Annotated in this window: 15 protein-coding genes; 7 read left to right on the top strand and 8 right to left on the bottom strand. The window is 65.2% G+C overall.

The genetic code is table 11. The features are described 5' to 3' along the window. Positions 1-76: 76 nt before the first annotated feature. The 3 genes from A0W70_RS00480 to A0W70_RS00470 form a co-directional block, all read right to left on the bottom strand. Positions 77-433, bottom strand: coding sequence for a VOC family protein (locus tag A0W70_RS00480; RefSeq protein ID WP_070987306.1), 357 nt, complete (start codon positions 431-433; stop codon positions 77-79). Positions 434-524: 91 nt separating this feature from the next. Continuing rightward, positions 525-1,169, bottom strand: coding sequence for a class I SAM-dependent DNA methyltransferase (locus A0W70_RS00475; protein WP_175443022.1), 645 nt, complete (start codon positions 1,167-1,169; stop codon positions 525-527). Positions 1,170-1,330: 161 nt separating this feature from the next. Beyond that, entirely contained in the window at positions 1,331-2,002 is a 672-nt protein-coding gene (locus A0W70_RS00470; RefSeq protein ID WP_070987304.1) for an NADPH-dependent F420 reductase, read from the bottom strand. 453 nt (positions 2,003-2,455) lie between these two features. On the opposite strand from A0W70_RS00470, the gene A0W70_RS00465 reads away from it, so the two are divergent. From A0W70_RS00465 to A0W70_RS00445, 5 genes are all read left to right on the top strand, one after another. Then, on the top strand, positions 2,456-3,343 hold the full coding sequence (locus tag A0W70_RS00465) for a crotonase/enoyl-CoA hydratase family protein (RefSeq protein WP_070987303.1): 888 nt from the start codon (positions 2,456-2,458) through the stop codon (positions 3,341-3,343). Positions 3,344-3,526: 183 nt separating this feature from the next. Beyond that, complete coding sequence (locus A0W70_RS00460) at positions 3,527-5,851, top strand: GGDEF/EAL domain-containing response regulator (RefSeq protein ID WP_070987301.1); 2,325 nt, start codon at positions 3,527-3,529, stop codon at positions 5,849-5,851. A 109-nt stretch (positions 5,852-5,960) separates the two neighbouring features. Further along, the gene (locus A0W70_RS00455; RefSeq protein WP_070987299.1) at positions 5,961-8,486 is read left to right on the top strand and encodes an ATP-binding protein; all 2,526 of its coding nucleotides are present in this window, start codon (positions 5,961-5,963) and stop codon (positions 8,484-8,486) included. 367 nt (positions 8,487-8,853) lie between these two features. After that, the gene (locus A0W70_RS00450; RefSeq protein ID WP_070988217.1) at positions 8,854-9,405 is read left to right on the top strand and encodes a TRAP transporter small permease subunit; all 552 of its coding nucleotides are present in this window, start codon (positions 8,854-8,856) and stop codon (positions 9,403-9,405) included. After that, complete coding sequence (locus A0W70_RS00445; protein ID WP_070987297.1) at positions 9,405-10,769, top strand: TRAP transporter large permease; 1,365 nt, start codon at positions 9,405-9,407, stop codon at positions 10,767-10,769. Before A0W70_RS00450 ends, A0W70_RS00445 begins: the two co-directional genes overlap by 1 nt. 200 nt (positions 10,770-10,969) lie before the next feature. Here A0W70_RS00445 and A0W70_RS00440 read toward each other — a convergent pair whose 3' ends face one another. Continuing rightward, a complete protein-coding gene (locus A0W70_RS00440; protein WP_070987295.1) occupies positions 10,970-12,052 on the bottom strand; it encodes a TRAP transporter substrate-binding protein in 1,083 nt (360 codons plus the stop codon). 174 nt (positions 12,053-12,226) lie between these two features. Here A0W70_RS00440 and A0W70_RS00435 point away from each other — a divergent pair, with 174 nt between their 5' ends. After that, entirely contained in the window at positions 12,227-12,988 is a 762-nt protein-coding gene (locus tag A0W70_RS00435; protein ID WP_070987293.1) for an SIR2 family NAD-dependent protein deacylase, read from the top strand. 104 nt (positions 12,989-13,092) lie between these two features. On the opposite strand, the gene A0W70_RS00430 is transcribed toward A0W70_RS00435, so the two are convergent. From A0W70_RS00430 to A0W70_RS00415, 4 genes are all read right to left on the bottom strand, one after another. Next, a complete protein-coding gene (locus A0W70_RS00430; protein WP_070987291.1) occupies positions 13,093-13,539 on the bottom strand; it encodes a YHS domain-containing (seleno)protein in 447 nt (148 codons plus the stop codon). Continuing rightward, the gene (locus tag A0W70_RS00425) at positions 13,536-14,018 is read right to left on the bottom strand and encodes a MerC domain-containing protein (RefSeq protein ID WP_083330660.1); all 483 of its coding nucleotides are present in this window, start codon (positions 14,016-14,018) and stop codon (positions 13,536-13,538) included. The genes A0W70_RS00430 and A0W70_RS00425 overlap by 4 nt, the downstream gene beginning before the upstream one ends. A 115-nt stretch (positions 14,019-14,133) precedes the next feature. After that, positions 14,134-14,766, bottom strand: a complete 633-nt coding sequence (gene trhA / locus A0W70_RS00420) for a PAQR family membrane homeostasis protein TrhA (protein ID WP_245675776.1) — start codon at positions 14,764-14,766, stop codon at positions 14,134-14,136. A gap of 113 nt (positions 14,767-14,879) precedes the next feature. Beyond that, positions 14,880-16,523: a BamA/TamA family outer membrane protein gene (locus A0W70_RS00415; protein ID WP_070987285.1), complete on the bottom strand. Its 1,644-nt coding sequence runs from the start codon at positions 16,521-16,523 to the stop codon at positions 14,880-14,882. 246 nt (positions 16,524-16,769) lie between these two features. On the opposite strand from A0W70_RS00415, the gene A0W70_RS00410 reads away from it, so the two are divergent. Continuing rightward, positions 16,770-17,255: a DUF2141 domain-containing protein gene (locus A0W70_RS00410; RefSeq protein ID WP_070987284.1), complete on the top strand. Its 486-nt coding sequence runs from the start codon at positions 16,770-16,772 to the stop codon at positions 17,253-17,255. Positions 17,256-17,352: the final 97 nt, after the last annotated feature.

Here is a 17,352-nt window from a genome sequence, read left to right as displayed (position 1 = left end):
GCCATGCATAACCGGATCGAGATCGCCTCGTCCCGGCATCCCGGGGGATCAGCGGCCCGTCCGGCCGCTCCCGTAATTACAGTGGCTGCGCAAAACTCAACTCGTGACCGTCGGGATCGCGTACATGGAAATAGCGTTCGCCCCAGGGGGCGTCGGCGGGCTCGGTCTCGGGGGTTATACCGGCCGTCTGGACACGCCGATACATGGCATCCACATCAGAGACGTACACGATTACACGCCCCCACAATCCGGCTGGCGGATCGCCCGGTGCCAGATTCAGATACCCCGATCCGGCGTGGAAACTCGTGAAGTCCGAGGTTTCGCCGCCGTAACGCAGCACGAAGCCGAGCGTGCGGTAGAAATGCACGGCCCGGTCCATGTCCCTCGTGAACAGCGTAACGGCACTGATGCCTTCGATCTCGATGCCGCTCATCCGTCCCGCTCCGGTTCAGGCGGAAACGCGGTCCACGTTGACAGATTGCCAGCCCCGTGCGGTAACGGCGATTTCCTCGGTGTTCGAGCTTCTATGCACTCCAGCACGTGACATAGTGGATCTGGACCTCATCACCGAACTCTTCGTTCTCCGGGAGGTAGGGCATGGGGTCCGATATTGTCGATCCGCTCAGCACACCCTCCTTCTCCAGAGCGGCAAGCGTCTCTCCGAACCGCCGCTCTTCGAATAAATGGTCGCGCTGAGTCAGTACGATACAGCCGCCTGGCTTCAACACCCGCGCGAACTCGCGCAGAACGTCGGCGCTGTCCGGTAAATAGGTCATAACGCCGACGCACACGAGCCCGTCATAGACATCGTCGGCATAAGGCAACGGCAGCCGCTGCATGTCGACATGCGCCAGATCTCGGTACACGCCATGTTCGCGCGCAAGCTCAAGCGAACGTGCCGACACATCCATGCCATCGATCGTGGCAAACCCAGCCGCTGCCAGCGCCTTTCCGCTCAGGCCCGTACCACAGCCCGCGTCGAGAATCACCGCCTCCGGCGCCAGTTCACGACGAAGACGAGCGGCCACCTGTTCCGGCGCCTCATACTGCCATTGGCCGAGCGTCCGATCGTAGTCCTCCGCCCAGTTGTCGTAGTACTCGGCGACAACCTCACTATCCCGCGGAAGATCGCGGAGCCCCGAGTGATTCGATGTATCGTCCGGATTCACGACTATCGCTCCCATCTCTGCTGATCGATGGAGTCACACTATTACATAAGCGATACGATATGCCGAATCCGCGATCGGCCCGTGCGGTGCTCTGCAACAGCCCCGACGGTTCAGAGACGCATCACCGAAGCGATCCGGATCGATCGCCTTTGCGCAATGCTTCAATACTCGCGCGCATTCTCGAGGCCACCCTCGTATACCGGGGTTCCACCCGTGGCACGGATCAACTCCTCGGCAATCGGCCGCACGGACGCGTCGTTGGTCGTCCATGGCATTTCAAAATCCGCGGACTCCACCTCATCGGGCTCGGGGAAGCTGCAAGCGGCCTTGAGATTGAATGCCCGTATAAAGCGCGTGCCTTCAAAGAGACGCGCGGAATAGATGGCCTCGCCGACGGCCTCGGCCTTTTCCGCGATATCCCCATCACGGTACTCGAGGGCGTTGTCGACGTTTACGAGCACCTTGCCTTTCATGGCATCGCCGTATTTTTCAGCGATCGACGGTTCCGCCTTATAGGGGACAGCCAGAGTGATGATATCGGCACGCTCGACGGCTTCACCGACCGATGCGGCTTCAGCGCCATGCCCCGCTGCTTCAATCACGTCACCGAGTTCATCCGGATTCCGGGTCGCGAAGATCATGTGATAGCCGGCCGCCGCCCAGAGATTCCCGAGCGCTTGCCCCATGTCGCCGGCGCCGATCATGGCGATGGTCTTCGCCTCGCTGCCTTCGTCCGCGTCGGCGGAGACGGGCGCGTTCGAGCCCGCCAGGCCCAGCATGAGGACGAACGCGAATACCTCGATCCTCAATCGTTTACGACTGCATCGCCGCATGACACCTCCGATCGTGGATACCGGCCGATAGTATAAAACCCCGTTCACTTCCCGGGTCCAGTGGTCGTGTTGGCGCGCACCGACAGCCGCGCGTCATGACGCGGATTCGGGTTTAGGCCATCAGCGGCGCCTGGGTTATGCTTGGCGGTGAGCGTTATGACTCGCCGTCCGGCCTGAGCCGGTCGGTCGAGTCGGCCGACGCCCTGCGGCACCGCGCGAACAAAGGGGGGCTGATGATTGCCCCGACCGGACCCGGCATTGATGACCCGCTTCAGCCCACACGCTGGGCATTGCTGTGCCGAACCCGGCATCTCCTCCGGTGCCGGGCCGATGGTGACCGTATCTCACCCACTACCTCGACCTTTCCGGTCCACCGTCCGTCACTCGGGACGGCGCGGCACCTGGCTGCCGTTCGCCCGTCCATCCAACAACAACCCGTATGGGAGCTTCACCATGGATAATCTCGTCAACTTCCCGACCACCGAGCATCCGTCCACCGATCAGGCCACGATCCATGTGGACCCCGAAACCGGGGCATCGATTCTCGCGATGCATCCCACCCCACGGCCCAGCTTCACACCCGGGCTGCTGGCGGATATCGATCAGTGGCGTGCATCCGTCGCTGAACTCGGCAATCGAGAGGTTCCGGAGACCGATCAATCCGCGATTCGCTACGCCGTGCTGACGTCCGCCATGCCGGACATCTTCAACTTCGGCGGGGACCTGAATCGCTTCGTCGAACTGATTCGGGCCGGTGACAGAGATGGCCTCATGGAATACGCACTTGCATGTATTCATGCCACGCATTCATTCTCCTGCGGCTTTGGTGCCCCCGTGACCTCGATCGCCCTGGTGCAGGGGCGCGCCCAGGGCGGTGGTTTCGAGGCCGCACTGGCCGCGAACGTGCTGATCGCGGAACGCGGTACGCAGATGGGCTTCCCCGAGGTGCTGTTCAATCTGTTCCCGGGGATGGGTGCCTACAGTTTCCTCTCGCGAAAGATCGCGCCATCGCTCGCGGAGCGCCTGATTCTCAGCGGCACGCTTTATGAAGCGGAGGATCTGTACGAAATGGGCGTGGTGGATGTGCTGGCGGAGTCCGGTCAGGGCCAGGAGACGCTCCGCGCGTACATGCGGGACGCGGACAAGCATCATCACGTCCACGGACTGATGAACCGGATCCGCGAAACGCACACGCGCGTGCCGTTCGAGGAACTCCGGGACATCACGGAACTGTGGGTCGACTCGGCGCTGCGCCTCGATGAGCGCAACATCCGAACCATGGAGCGACTCGTGCGCGCTCAGGATCGCCGGATCGGCGAGGGAGTACGGCAGGCCAATTGACCGGTCGCGGGACCGGCCGTGCCGATCGGTGATGGGCCGGCCGGTCCCGCCGAAGGACTGGCCCCAACACACTTTGTCGTCGCCCTGGTGGAAGGAGTAGGCTTTCACTGATGCGGCGGCTGCGCGCGCATCATCGGGTTCCCGGCACCCGCATTGTTGCCGGCGCGTACGGGTGCATGTCGCATGCCGAACGTCGTAATCATCGACGATCAGGCGACGGACCGCCATATACTTGACCGGATGATCCGCAATCTCGCGGACGACCTCGCGGTGCACGCCTTCTGTCATGCGCAGGAGGCACTCACGTGGCTGCGGGACAACCAGCCCGACCTGATCCTCGTCGATTACCGCATGCCCGATATCGACGGTCTCGCCTTTCTCGATGCGCTGAAAGGAATACCCGCCTGCACGGGCATCCCGATCATCGTGATCACGATCGTCGATGACGCCGATCTGCGATACCGCGCCCTCGAGGCCGGCGCCACCGATTTCCTGACAAAACCCCTCGATCTCCAGGAATGTCAGGCACGATGCCGTAACCTCCTCACGCTGAGACGGCAACAGCTCACGATTGCCCGGCACGCGGAGAATCTTGCCGAGGCCCGCCGTCGTACCGGCCGCGCGTTACGGATGTTGAGTGCCGGCAATGAATTGCTCGTGGGCACGCAGTCGGAGCCCGAGCTGCTCCAGGGCATGTGCCGGATCATTGCCGAACACGCGGGGTACCCGTTGGTCCGGGTCGGCCTCTGGGATGACAGTGAACACCTCCACGAGGCGGCCTGCGTGCCAGTCGGAACCCACGGCGATCCCATCGCCCTGTCCGGCCCCGAGTTCGCGCCACTCGCTGCGGGCGTGCGCGCAGGCGGCCTTGCGCAAGTGTTGAACGAGCCGGCGAGCGCGGAGGGCGACGCGGCTCGGTGGGCACACCATCTGCACGCAGCCGGCTTCGGCTCCGCCAGCCTGCTGCCGATCCATATCGAGGGACTCGTCGACGGCGTCCTGGCCGTGGCGGCACGCGATCCCGATGCGTTCGATCAGGACGAAACGGAACTGCTTCAGCGCACGGCCAACAATCTGGGCTACGGCCTGGCCGCGCGACGCACGCAGCGCGCCCGTGACCGGGCGGAACGCGAGTGCCGTTACCTGACGCATTTTGATCGGCTCACCGGTCTGCCGAACCGCAACCGGCTGCTCCAGCGGATGCGGGAACTCAACGAGTGCGAGACCGCGACGCCCGCCGTGGCCGTGATGGTCATCAACCTGGACCGGTTCAAGGTCGTCAACAACACGACCGGACACGAGGCCGGGGACCAGCTCCTGCGCCAGGCCGTGCAACGGCTGCAGACCGTGGTGCGGTCAAGCGACCTGCTCGCCCGCCAGGCCGGGGACGAATTCATTCTCCTGATCCAGGAACTCGGCGGTGACGGAGAACAGGACGGCACCGATGCCCTCGAGGCGCGCGCGACTCGTACCGCGCAGCGTATTATCGAGACGATGCGCCGCCCCATTGAGCTGGCCGGATACGAATACTATCTCGGCGCCAGCGTCGGCATCAGCCGGATGGATGTGGGCGCCGCCGAAGATCTTTCCGCCACGCTCCGCCAGGCCGACACGGCCATGCGCCAGGCCAAGGAGGCCGGCGGCAGTACCCATGCGTTCTACCAGGGCGGGCTGACCGAACGCCACACCCGGCGACTGTCGCTGGAATCCCGCCTGCGCCGCGCCATCGATCAGGACGGATTCGTCCTCCATTACCAGCCCATTGTCGAACTCGGATCGGCCAGGCCGGTCGGTGTGGAAGCACTGGTCCGCTGGCCTCAGGAGGACGGCTCCCTGCTCGCGCCCGACGCGTTCATCCCGCTCGCGGAAGAGACCGGGCTGATGGAACGCCTCGGTCGCCTCGTGTTCGAGGCCGCGTGCCGACAGGCGCGGGCGTGGGAGGACGAGGGGCTGACGCCGTATATGTCCGTCAATCTCTCCGTCCACCAGTTGCTGCTCGCCCGTCTGCCGAACGAATTCGCGGACATCATGGCAGCCTGTGGCGCGACACCGGAGCGCTTCGAACTGGAAGTAACCGAGAGCGTGATGATGACCGATCCGGCGCGTACCGAGCACATCATCCGGGAGTTGCACGACCGGGGCATGGGGATCGCGCTCGACGATTTCGGAATCGGTTATTCATCGTTGAGCCGGCTCAAGCATCTCCCGATCACGACGCTGAAGATCGACAAGGACTTCGTGCTTGGCCTCTCCAGCGACCCGTCGGAACACACTATCGTGCGCAGTATCGTCCAACTGGCGGAGAATCTCCGCGTGCGGGCGGTCGCCGAGGGCATCGAGACCGCGGAACAGCATCATGTACTGCAGGCGATGGGCTGCCGCTACGGGCAGGGATTCCACTTCAGCAAACCACTCCCCGCCGAGCTTCTGCGGGAGCTTCTCGGGGGCGCAGGCGGGGCAAGCCACCCACACGCACACGGGCACGGCGACGGCCCGCGGACACAATGAGGCACTCGCCCGGTACAATCGAGCTGCGGACGGACCCGTTTGCATATTCCGCGGCACGAGTCTTGCTGCGGATTCGATAACCCCGTCATAAGGACCTCCGGTTCCCGGCATGGACACATTCGGACAACCATCGCGACTGCTCAAACGCCGTCACGCCCCGGAAGACACGGAACGGGAACAGGCGGTCGTGCGCCTTGGCGTCGTGGCCGTGATCCTCGCCTACCTCGTCGTCTATTCGCTTTGGAATTACGGCGGTTTTACGCCCCTCGCGGGGCCCATCCTGATCGTCCTCGGGTTTCTGGGGGTATCGCTCGCCTTTCTTACGGATATCATGCTGCGCCCAGGCCACTCAGTGGCCCGCAGGGTGCTGGCCAACGTCGGTGACATCGGCGCGACCTCGCTCGTCATGCTGCTGTTCGGCGAGCACATGGGCCCGCTGTACATCGTCTACCTCTGGGTGACGATCGGTAATGGCCTGCGCTTCGGCCAGCCCTATCTGTACACGTCGATGGCGCTGTCGATCGTCGGCTTCGCCGTCGTGGTGCTCGGCAACCCCTACTGGCAGACGAACCAGATCCTCGGATGGGGACTCATGGTCGGTCTGGTCGTGCTGCCCGCCTACTTCTCCAGCCTGCTGTCACGCGTCACACGGGCGCGCGCGGAAGCCGAGGCCGCGAACCGCGCCAAGAGCCAGTTTCTCGCGAACATGAGCCATGAAATCCGTACACCGATGAACGGCGTGATCGGCATGGCGGACCTCCTCGCCGATACACCGCTCACGCCCATGCAGCGGCGGTTCACGGACACGCTCCAGCGTTCAGCGCGGGGCCTGACGGATCTGCTGTCGCACGTGCTTGATCTCTCCCGGATCGAGGCCGGCAAGGTCCAGCCCGAGCCGGTGGACTTCGACCTCTACGCGCTGGTCAAGGATACGGCCGATATGCTCCGCCACGAGGTCGAGCGCAAAGGGCTCGAACTCGACATCCATATCGATCCGCGTATGCCGTTCCTTGTCCGTGGAGACGAGATGCGGGTACGCCAGATTCTCGTCAATCTCGGTAGCAACGCCGTGAAGTTCACCGAGAACGGGCGCATCGATATCCGGGTCGCGCGCGTGGATGCCGGCAGCACGAAGACCGCGAGGGTCCAGCTGGAGGTCGCCGATACCGGTATCGGCATGTCCGCGGAGGCCCGTGCGCGGATTTTCGAGCTGTTCACGCAGGCGGACGGCTCCATCACGCGCGAATACGGCGGGACCGGACTGGGCACGACGATCGCCAAACAGCTCACGGAACTGCTGGGCGGTGAAATCGAACTCGAGAGTGACCCGGGCGTCGGCACGACCTTCCGTGTCACTCTGCCCTTCGAGATCGCCGATGCCGGCACGCAGTCCGAACAGCTTGCGCGCGGTGGCCGGGTCTTCGTACTCACCCGGGACCGCCTCCTCGCGCAGACCCTCGGCGACTGGTTCCATACCTGGGGTCTGGAATGCAGTGCGCTCGACGATATGGAGGAATGCCTGCGGCGGCTGGCGGCCGGCAGCGGCGACGTGCGCGCGGTGTTTGTCGATGAGGCGCAGCTCGGTGACGCCGATCGCTTCGTAACCCGGGCCCGCACCCACAGTGATGGAGCCGGGCTGGTCCTGCTGCGACGTACCGCCGCCGACGAGCGGAATGACGACCTCCACACTCGTTTCTCCGCCCAACTCGATCTGCCGACCGAGAAGCCGCTGGTCTTCAATGCGCTATACGCGGTGCAGTCCGAGCTGCCCGCGGATGACCGGGTGATCGAACTCGCCCGCCATCGCCGCGCGCCCGATCAACGCCAGGCCCGCGCGCATATCCTGGTCGCCGACGATAACGCCACGAACCAGGAAGTCATCCGCCTGATTCTCGAGAGCGCCGGCCACGAGGCACGGATCGTGAGCGATGGGGAGGAAGCCCTGGACGCACTCGAGGAGGCGACGTACGACCTGGCGCTGATCGACATGCACATGCCACACCGCAGCGGGATCGATGTCATCAAGACCTGGCGCTTCATGACGACCTCGGGTCCCGTGACACCGATGGTATTGCTGACCGCCGACACCTCGAACGAAGCCCGGCAGGAAGCCGAGAGCGCGGGTGCAGTCGCCTGTCTGACCAAACCGGTGGGCGCACGGGATCTTACGCAGCTGCTGCAGCGGCTGCTCGACGGCGAGACGCACCACCCCGCCCGGTCCGAATCTGCGCCCGAATCCCGGTCGACTGCCCCGGAGACCGCCCCCGGGGATGCCGCGGAACTCGTATCCGACCGGACGCTGCAGCAGCTTGCCGGCATGGCACGCGACCCGTCGTTCCTGTCCGATCTGATCGAGAACTTCCTCCAGGACGCGGAGAAACTGATCGAGAATCTCGAGACGGCGGAGGCCGCGGGTGATCTCGAAGGGATCCATTACCATTCGCACGCCCTGCATGGCAGCGCTGGCAACCTTGGCGTACGGGCGATGGCGGAGGCGGCGGCGGCGCTGCGCCATGCCGACCAGACCGATCTGCAGACAGGCACCGTGCGCTACGAACTCGGCACCCTGCGCGAACTCCTCGGCCGCACGCGGCCCGCTCTGCTGGTGCACGCCAGCGGGCAACTGCGTCGGTAAGCCGGCAACGCATCAAATGGGCGTGGGTGCCCGGCATTCGCAGGGCGATCGCGAGCAAGCTCGCTCCTACCATGCCAGACAAGCCGTCGCGGCCGCGCGTAGGCCGGCTTGCGACCGAAGGAAGCCAGCCGGCTGCCCGAGGTTGTGAGCCGCTGTACCAGGAGCATGCCGGCTGTTGCCTGTCGGCAAAAGCCGGCCTACGGCCTACCACGCCACCCAAGCCGTTGCGGCATCTCGGAGTCTGCAGGAGCGAGCTTGCTCGCGATCAACGCCTGTTGTCCCGGGGAACCGGCTCTCCGCGCGATGCGTGGCCACGATCGGCTACAATGCCGCCCTTTGCGCACGCCGCCCCGGGATCGAGGCCCGCATGCAACGACTCCTGAAACTGAGCCGTGCGATCGACCGGCTCTCCAGCTGGATCGGGCGCGCCCTGTCGTGGGTCGCACTGGCGCTGGTCGCGCTGGGCGTGATCAATGTGGTCGGACGCTACCTCGGCGCACAGCTCGGAATGCAGTTGAGCAGCAATGCCCTGCTGGAGGCCCAGACCCAGGCCTTCGACCTGATGTTCCTGCTGGGCGCGTGTTACCTGCTGCGGCGCGACGGCCACATCCGCATCGATATCATCCACGGGCGGCTGTCGCCGCGCGCGCAGGCGTGGATCGATATCGTCGGCACGGTCGTGGTGCTGATCCCGTTCTGCACACTGCTGATCTGGCTGAGTCTGGGCTACGTGGGCGACGCGTGGTCGCGTCTGGAGGTGAGCCCGAATCCGGGTGGGCTGCCGCTGTATCCGATCAAGACCGTGATCCCGCTCGCCTTCGGGCTGCTGCTGCTCCAGGGCATCAGTGAACTGATCAAGCGCTGCGCGATCGTCGCCGGTCACGCTACCGATCATGCATCGGCCACGGGCGGGGACTGATGGACGCCATTGCCCTGCTCATGTTCCCGGTGCTTCTCCTGCTGCTGCTCACGGGCTATCCGGTCGCGTTCGCGCTGGCCGGAACGGCGCTCGCGTTCGCCGTGCTCTTCAGCGACCTGTTACCGATGGCCGGGATCGCGCTGCCGTGGGAGCCGCTGTTCCGCTCGGCGCGTCTGAACATCCTGCCGCAGCGCATCTACGGCTCGATCATGGAGAACTACACGCTGGTGGCCGTGCCGTTCTTCATCTTCATGGGCGCGATGCTCGAACGCGCCGGCCTCGCCGAGGAACTGCTGCGCACGATGGGACGCCTGTTCGGTCGCCTGCGCGGCGGGCTCGCGATCTCGGTCGTCGCAGTGGGTACGCTGCTCGCCGCCGCGACGGGGGTGATCGGCGCGTCGGTCGTCGCCATGGCCGTCCTGGCGTTGCCGGTCATGCTGAAGTATGGCTACAGCGCGCCGCTCGCCGCGGGGACCGTGACCGCCTCCGGCACGCTCGGACAGATCATCCCGCCCAGCATCGTACTGATCATCCTGGGCGACCAGATGGGGGTGAATGTCGGCGACCTCTTCCTGGGCGCCCTGATCCCGGGGCTGCTGCTGAGCGGGCTGTACGTGCTCTGGATCACGGTCGTCGCGTGGCTGCGGCCCTCCGCGGCCCCCGCCCTGCCCCTCGACGACCCCGAGTTCAATATCGAGCGCCTCGGCAGGGCCGTCACCCTTGGCCTGCTGCCACCGCTCGCGCTGGTGGCCGCCGTGCTCGGGACGATCTTCTTCGGGATCGCGACGCCGACGGAGGCCGGTGCGATGGGGGCCTTCGGCGCGATCCTGCTGGCACTGCTGCGGCGCCGGCTGAACCTGTCGACCCTGCGCGAGTCGGCCGATACCTCCGTACGCATGACGGCGATGGTGTTCACCATTCTCATCGGCGCAACAGCGTTCGCCACGGTGTTCAGCGCCCTGGGCGGGACGTGGCTGATCGAGGATCTGCTCACCGGGCTGCCGGGCGGTGCGGTCGGTTTCCTGGTGTTCGTGATGCTGGCGGTCTTCCTCCTCGGTTTCTTCCTCGACTTCATCGAGATCACGTTCATCGTGGTGCCGTTGATCACGCCGGTGGCGATCTCGATGGGCTTCGATCCGCTGTGGCTGGGCATCCTGATCGCGATGAATCTGCAGGCGTCGTTCCTGACACCGCCATTCGGTTTCGCCCTGTTCTATCTGCGGGGTGCGGCGCCGGATACGGTGCGAACGGCCGACATCTATCGTGGCGTGATCCCGTTTATCGGGATTCAGCTTTTCGCGCTGCTGATCGTGGCGCTGTTTCCGGGGCTGGTGACGTGGCTGCCTTCGGTGGCGGCGAACTGATTGCGGCGGTGAGCGGTGTCCCGGGACGTCTACAGGGCGTTTCGCCAGCCGGGCTCATGATGGTTTTTCGCATTCGGGCGGGTAGCGGAACGAGAACCCATCGCTAGCAAGCTCGCTCCTAGATGAATCCTGCCGACACGGTACGGATTGACCTGTAGGAGCGAGCTCGCTCGCGATCAGCGCGGGTTCATGCGTACGGTTCAGGCGTCGCCTTCGAGGAAGCGGCGGTACAGATACGTGTTCTGACTGTTCCAGCCCTGCACGCGACGGCGGAAGGCGTCCCACTCTTTGTGGATGCGCGCGTAGTCCTCGTTCTCCATGTCCTCCTCGTGCACCGCCTGCGCGCCCTCCTGCAGGACGGAGAGGGTCTCCTCGGAGAAGGTACGCACCTCCACGCCGCTGTTCCGCAGTTCGTCGAGCGCCACCGGATTGCGCGCGAGGTAGCGCCCCGCCATCCAGGTATTGGCCTCGTGACAGCAGGCGCGGATCTGATGCTGTATATCCGTCGGGAAGTCGTTGAAGATCCCGCTGTTGAAGTAGAAGGCCACCATGGCGCTCGGTTCCGCCCAGCTGGGCAGGTAGTAATACTTCGCCACGTCCTGCATGCCGAGGGTCTGGTCATCGTACGGCCCCACCCACTCGGCGGCGTCCAGCGTGCCGCGGTCCATGGCGGTGAAGACCTCACCCCCCGGAAGCTGCTGGATATTGACGCCGGCTTTCGCCATCACGCGGCCGCCGTGACCGGGGAAACGCATGCGCAGACCGCGCAGATCGTCGGGCGAGTTGATCTCCTTGTTGAACCAGCCGCCGGTCTGGGCCGAGGTATTGCCACCGGGGAACGGGACCAGATTGTCGCGTTCGCTGAGCTCGTTCCAGAGTTCCTGGCCGCCGCCCGCGGTCATCCAGGCGTTCTGCTCGTCCAGCGTCAGGCCGAACGGCAAGGCGGTGAAGAAGCCGTGAGCGGGTGTTTTCCCGATGAAGTAATACGGCGCGGTATGGCAGCAACTGAAGGCGCCGCTGGAGACCGCGTCGTAGACCTCGAACGGGCCGATCTGGGCACCGCCGGGATAGGTCCGCACGCGCACGTCGCCATCGGTCATCTCCTCGATGCGGCGCGCGAAATACTCGGCGGTGCCATAGAGGTTATCCAGCGCCGAGGGCCAGGACGTGACCATCTCGAGGCGAAATTTGCGATTACTCGCGATGACGTTCGGCGAGAAAACGGTGCTGGCGGCAGCGGCGCCCCCGAACCCGACCCCCTTGATGAATTTGCGGCGCTGCATGGCGGCTCCTTTTCGTACGTTTGCGGTCGCGGGCGACGCACCCGGAACCCGCAAGGCTACGGCGACCGCTGGCGTGCGGCAAGCGGCGGCGCCGGATGGCCTGGTGCGGGCTGCTGTTGCAAGGTAGCCGTCCTGCACCGAGACTGACCGGACCCGACACGAATCACGCCTCGCATGCCAAGCCAACGCAAGCCGATGATCGACGCCCTTGCCAATGCCATGCGCGCGGCCCGCACCGTGACCGTGCTGACCGGATCCGGGCTCTCCGCGGACAGCGGCGTACCGACATTCCGTGATGCGCAGGAAGGGCTCTGGGCACGCTACCGGGCGGAAGATCTGGCCAGCCCGGAGGCGTTCGAGCGCGATCCCGACACGGTCTGGCAGTGGTATCGCGCGCGCCGGCAGCAGATCGCCGGCGTCGAGCCGAATGCCGGCCACTGGGCACTGGCCGCATTGCAGGACCAGCTGCCCGATCTGCGCCTCGTCACGCAGAACGTCGATGGACTCCACCAGCGCGCCGGGCACCGCGACGTGATCGAATTCCACGGCAACCTTCTGAGCAATCGCTGCCACCGGGAGCGCCGCATCGTTCAGGTCGACGACGCGACCGACTTGCCGCCGCCCTGCCCGCACTGCGACGGCCCCGTGCGACCCAACGTGGTCTGGTTCGGCGAGGCGATCCCGGAAGAAGCGATCGCGGCCGCGACGACGGCCGCCCGTCAGTCCGACCTGTTCGTCGCCGTCGGGACGTCCGCGGTCGTGCAGCCGGCCGCCGGCCTGGCGGACCTCGCACGTGGCCACGGTGCGCGGGTTGGCGAGATCAATCCGGAAGAGACCGCGCTGAGCGCGAGTGTCGACTTCGGCATCCGGGCACGTGCCGCGGAGGTCCTGCCCGCACTCGTGGAGGCCCTGCTGGGCCACTACACGCCAGACTGACGCGGATGCAGACAGAACCACCCGGAGAGACCGTAACCGGCCCGGGTACGACGCTCACACCAATCGGCCAACGGCTGCGCCGTCATCGGCGCGCACCATGTCGCTCACTCGGCGACCTCCGGCCAGTTGTCGTTCGCGGCGGCGATATAGTCGTCGCGATCCGCCTCCCAACGGGTCTGGACCTCCGCGTTGTAATTGAGATACAGGCGACCGCCATGGATGGTCCAATGTTCCGGGTCGCCCGCCGCCGTATACCCTTCCGCCACCGCGTACGCGCAGTGGCCCCCGTATGCCGGCGCGTAGCGTTCGGGATCGGCCCGGAACCGTTCCAGGTGCTCCGCGCTGGCGAAACGCCATTCGGCCCCGTTCCATTCAACGCTGTGCTCGGCGGACCCCTCGACCGGCTCACCCCGCGTGAAGTACGCGACGACATCGTGCCCATCGGCCGCCAGGTTGCCGAACCAGCCGGTATAGACCGGCCCCGAAGCATGCGCGGCTCCGGCCAGCAAAAGGGAAAGCAGGAGCGCAATCGGATACGTGATTCGTTTCATGATATCTGCCTCTCATCAGGTCGTGGCGCGCCACCGCCCTGTCCATAGGGACCGCGACTTTTCTCCCCGGTTCCCCGACGCGCGGAGGCGATTGCTCGATGCCGCAGATACACATCGGCACTCACGGCGGCAATCAACGCGACGAAACCCGAGAGTTCAATGGTTGCCCGGTAGTCCACGAGCAGGGCATACAGGATGAGGCCGACGGCCGCGATGGCCGCCCCGGAAGGGAGCACCGAACGATGGCAACGGAAACCGGGAATGACCGCGGACAGAGTCACCAGCGTGAACACGACGATTGCGGTCACCCATACGGCTTCATCCAGGATCAGCCGGCCCCCCACCAGTGGCAGCAACGCCGTAAGTGCCAACAGGCCATAGCACGAGAAGACGGCCATTCCCGCCGCTATGACGCCAACGAGGCCTTGTGTCCAGAGCCTGGCTGCGCCACGTATCAAACCACCGGTTGACCGTCGCATTGCGATGCCTCCCGTGCTCTCGGCTCACCGTATACAGGTGTCGCTCACGGGCAGAGACGCAATGGGTGGTGATCCGGTTCCCGCCAGGACAGGGGGCGGCGAACGGTACATGCAATCAGACGGCATACCAGAGGACGGCGAAGTAGTGGCAGGCGGTACCACCGACGACGAACGCGTGCCAGACGACATGGCCGTACGGCACACGGGAATCGGTGACGAAGAACACGACGCCCAGCGTATACGAGAGACCACCGGCGACGAGCCACGCCAGACCCGCGGGCGGCACTGCAGCGATCAACGGCCCGATGGCAAAGACGATCAGCCAGCCCATCCCCATATACAGGGCAGTCGAAACCAGTGGATGACCGGCTTTGCCGAAGGCCTTCAGACCGATGCCGACGATCGCGATCGCCCACACCACCGCGAACAGGGCAGCCCCGACGGAATCGCGCAGTACCCCGAGCGTAAACGGCGTGTACGTCCCGGCGATCAGCAGAAAGATGGCGGAATGGTCGAAGGTGAAAAACACGCGCTTCACGCGACCGGCCGGCAATGCGTGATACACGCTGGAAGCTGAATACAGCAGGATCATGGCGGCGCAGAAAATGCTCGCGCCCACGATGGCGCCCGCATCGCCGTAGCGGGCTGATTCGATGATCAGAAACGGCGTTCCGACGATCGCGCCCACCAACCCAAGTCCATGACTGATGCTGTTGGCGATTTCTTCGCCCAGGGTCTGAGCACGCACCGAAGACGCTCGTACGCTACTCATCGAACTGTGCCGGTATTCATTTTGCCGGGCGTTTTCGGGGCATCCATGGTTCGTTCCATCCGGTGGGGGTGGGCGGCGTCGGCGCCGGCTCAGAAATTGACCGTTGTCCCCGCCACGATCGAATAGTCGTCTTCCTGACCGTCGTCAACGAGCGGGAAGGCCACTGTCAGGTAGCTGACCGACCCGAACGAACTGCGCAGGCTGCCCAGCCGCAGGCCGAACCCGACGTCCGCCAGCGGCTTGCCCCAGCGGCCATCGAGTTCGCGGATGTTGCCGGCCTCGAGATACGCGGTGTACCCCACCTGGATGGTATCGAACAGGATAGTGTCGCTCACGTAGCGGTCTTCCAGATGCAGCAGCCAGCGGCGGTCGCCGACGCGGAAGCGATCCGGATACGCAAGCATGCCTTCGAACCCGCCCAGGTACAGCTCATCCTCGGGATCCTGATTATCCCGCCAGTCATATTCACCGTGGACGACGATCGTGTTGTGCGGGCTGGTGCGATGGTAATAGTCGGCGGCGATCGAGCGATACCACGCCTCCTCGCCACTGTCGTCACGGTAGCGCGCGGAGAGGTTCAACCGGGTCAGAAGCAGGTTGCGTGACCCGACGGGCAAGCCGTGATCGATGTCGATCTCGAAAAACCACGGATTGTCGCTGCTCGCGCCGTCGACGTACCGGCCGCCGACCACCCGGCTGCGCGACCCCAGTGCGTAGTCCTCGTTTTTGCCGATGGCGCGCAGATTGCGGAAGGTCCTGTAACGCGTGCTGAAACGCTCGAGCGAGAGGTACGGCCCCTGCAGCCGCCGGTCGACGAGATCCGGCGGCGGTCGAAGTTCCGGATTCTCCTCCTGCAACGGGCCATATTCCGCATAATCCCGCTGCCAGCCGAGACCGACCCGCCAGCCGCCGCTGGACCCCAGTGAAACGAGCCTGCGGAGCTCGATATCGGCCTGCTGGCGATCCGTTTCGGTCTCGAAAGCGGTCCGCTCCGCCACCTCGAAACCGATCTCACTCTCGGCGTCGTCGAACTCCGCCCTGAAACCCCACAACTGATCGACGCGCCGGAATGGATAGCCGACGGACACGGCGTCGGCGCGACCATCGGAGAGCTCGCTGTGACTGAGCCCGAGGGTCCACGGCGTACCCAGCAGGGACGGGTCTTCATAACCGAACTGGAGTGTCGTTCGTTCGCTGTCATCGCTCCAGTCGAGCAGTACGCTCTTGCCGGTCCCGAAAAAGTTTTCGTCCTGGAACCCGACGGAACTCTCCGACTCGCCGCCCGCGGAGCCGAAGCCCACGTCCAGCTGCAGCGTCCACGCATCCCGAACGCGTACATCGGCCGTGACCTGATCACCATCACAGTGCGCCGGAAGAATACGGGCCTGGGTGAAGAACGGCTGGCTGCGCAGGATCCGCTCGGCCTCGTAGATCCGCGCAGCCGTTACCGGCTCGCCGGGGCTGACCGTCAGCAGATCCCGGACAGCATGCCGGTCGGTTTTCGCATGCAGGGTATTGGCCAATTGCTGGTACCAGGCAAGGTCCGATCCGACGTACACCTCCTGGACCTCGACACGCAGTTCCCCGAGGCGGTACCCCTCCGCCTCCAGGCGTTCCCACTGGCGCTGACCGGGCCAGTCCTCTGCGCGCGCCTCGTCCGGGACCGGGCAGGCGCCAGTGGCATCCGGTTCCGCTCCCTGCGCGCGGGACGCGAACGCAAGCCCCGAACACACGCCCGCCAGCGCGAGTGTTGTCAGGAAACGGACCGTGCGGGCTGTATTGCGTTGAGGCTTCAGCGATCGCTCCCGAGAAACCGGCGAATGGGTTGCACGCGATTCTACGGAATAGACGGCCGGATGGGCACGGTTCCCGATTGCCCCTGACAGACGGCGATATCGCCCGAGGTATGCTATAGCACCTGCATCAGGTGCCGACAGGGGATCTTGCCCATCCCGCGCCACCGCAGCGGAACGAATGCCATGCGCCCCAGCGAAACGCCCGACACGCGCGCCCGTTTACGGAGGCTGTTTCTGGCGACGAACGTGCTGGCCGTCTCAGTGATCGGCCCGGTCGCCGCCGCCGAAGAGCCACCCGCGCCCACCATCCATGTGGCCATCGAGGGCATCCGGGACGACGCCGGTCGCATCGCCTGCGCGTTCTTCCGGTCCGGAGACGGGTTCCCGGTCGCGTCGCCGCCGTCACCCGCCGTGATCGTCACCGCAACGATCCGGAATCATGGTGCGGTCTGCATGTTCCGCGATGTCCCGCCGGGGACCTACGCGATCGCCGCCATGCACGACGAAAACCGCAACGGCCAGCTGGACCGCAACTGGCTGGGAATCCCGACCGAGGGCTACGGTTTCTCCGAAAACGCGAGCGCGAGCCTGGGGGCGCCGTCATTCCGGCGCGCAAGTTTCGCCTTCGACGGCAGCGAGCTGTTCCTGACCATCAGCTTGCAGTATTGATGCCCGCTCCACGCCTGGCGGCGGGAACCAATCAGTCTTCCCGTGCGTCCTTGTCGTGCCCCGACCGGCGGTACCGCCGGTGCCCCGGTCGATGACA

Source organism: Halofilum ochraceum, assembly GCF_001614315.2.
Taxonomy (GTDB): domain Bacteria; phylum Pseudomonadota; class Gammaproteobacteria; order XJ16; family Halofilaceae; genus Halofilum; species Halofilum ochraceum.
This window is presented reverse-complemented; position numbering and strand designations above follow the sequence as displayed.

Excerpts from the sequence above, each read along its gene's own strand:
- A0W70_RS00450 (WP_070988217.1), top strand. The coding sequence starts at position 8,854 with ATGCAACGACTCCTGAAACTGAGCCGTGCGATCGACCGGCTCTCCAGC.
- A0W70_RS00430 (WP_070987291.1), bottom strand. The coding sequence starts at position 13,539 with ATGAAACGAATCACGTATCCGATTGCGCTCCTGCTTTCCCTTTTGCTG.
- A0W70_RS00465 (WP_070987303.1), top strand. The coding sequence starts at position 2,456 with ATGGATAATCTCGTCAACTTCCCGACCACCGAGCATCCGTCCACCGAT.
- A0W70_RS00410 (WP_070987284.1), top strand. The coding sequence starts at position 16,770 with ATGCGCCCCAGCGAAACGCCCGACACGCGCGCCCGTTTACGGAGGCTG.
- A0W70_RS00440 (WP_070987295.1), bottom strand. The coding sequence starts at position 12,052 with ATGCAGCGCCGCAAATTCATCAAGGGGGTCGGGTTCGGGGGCGCCGCT.
- A0W70_RS00435 (WP_070987293.1), top strand. The coding sequence starts at position 12,227 with ATGCCAAGCCAACGCAAGCCGATGATCGACGCCCTTGCCAATGCCATG.
- A0W70_RS00425 (WP_083330660.1), bottom strand. The coding sequence starts at position 14,018 with ATGCGACGGTCAACCGGTGGTTTGATACGTGGCGCAGCCAGGCTCTGG.
- A0W70_RS00460 (WP_070987301.1), top strand. The coding sequence starts at position 3,527 with ATGCCGAACGTCGTAATCATCGACGATCAGGCGACGGACCGCCATATA.
- A0W70_RS00480 (WP_070987306.1), bottom strand. The coding sequence starts at position 433 with ATGAGCGGCATCGAGATCGAAGGCATCAGTGCCGTTACGCTGTTCACG.
- A0W70_RS00470 (WP_070987304.1), bottom strand. The coding sequence starts at position 2,002 with ATGCGGCGATGCAGTCGTAAACGATTGAGGATCGAGGTATTCGCGTTC.
- A0W70_RS00455 (WP_070987299.1), top strand. The coding sequence starts at position 5,961 with ATGGACACATTCGGACAACCATCGCGACTGCTCAAACGCCGTCACGCC.
- A0W70_RS00445 (WP_070987297.1), top strand. The coding sequence starts at position 9,405 with ATGGACGCCATTGCCCTGCTCATGTTCCCGGTGCTTCTCCTGCTGCTG.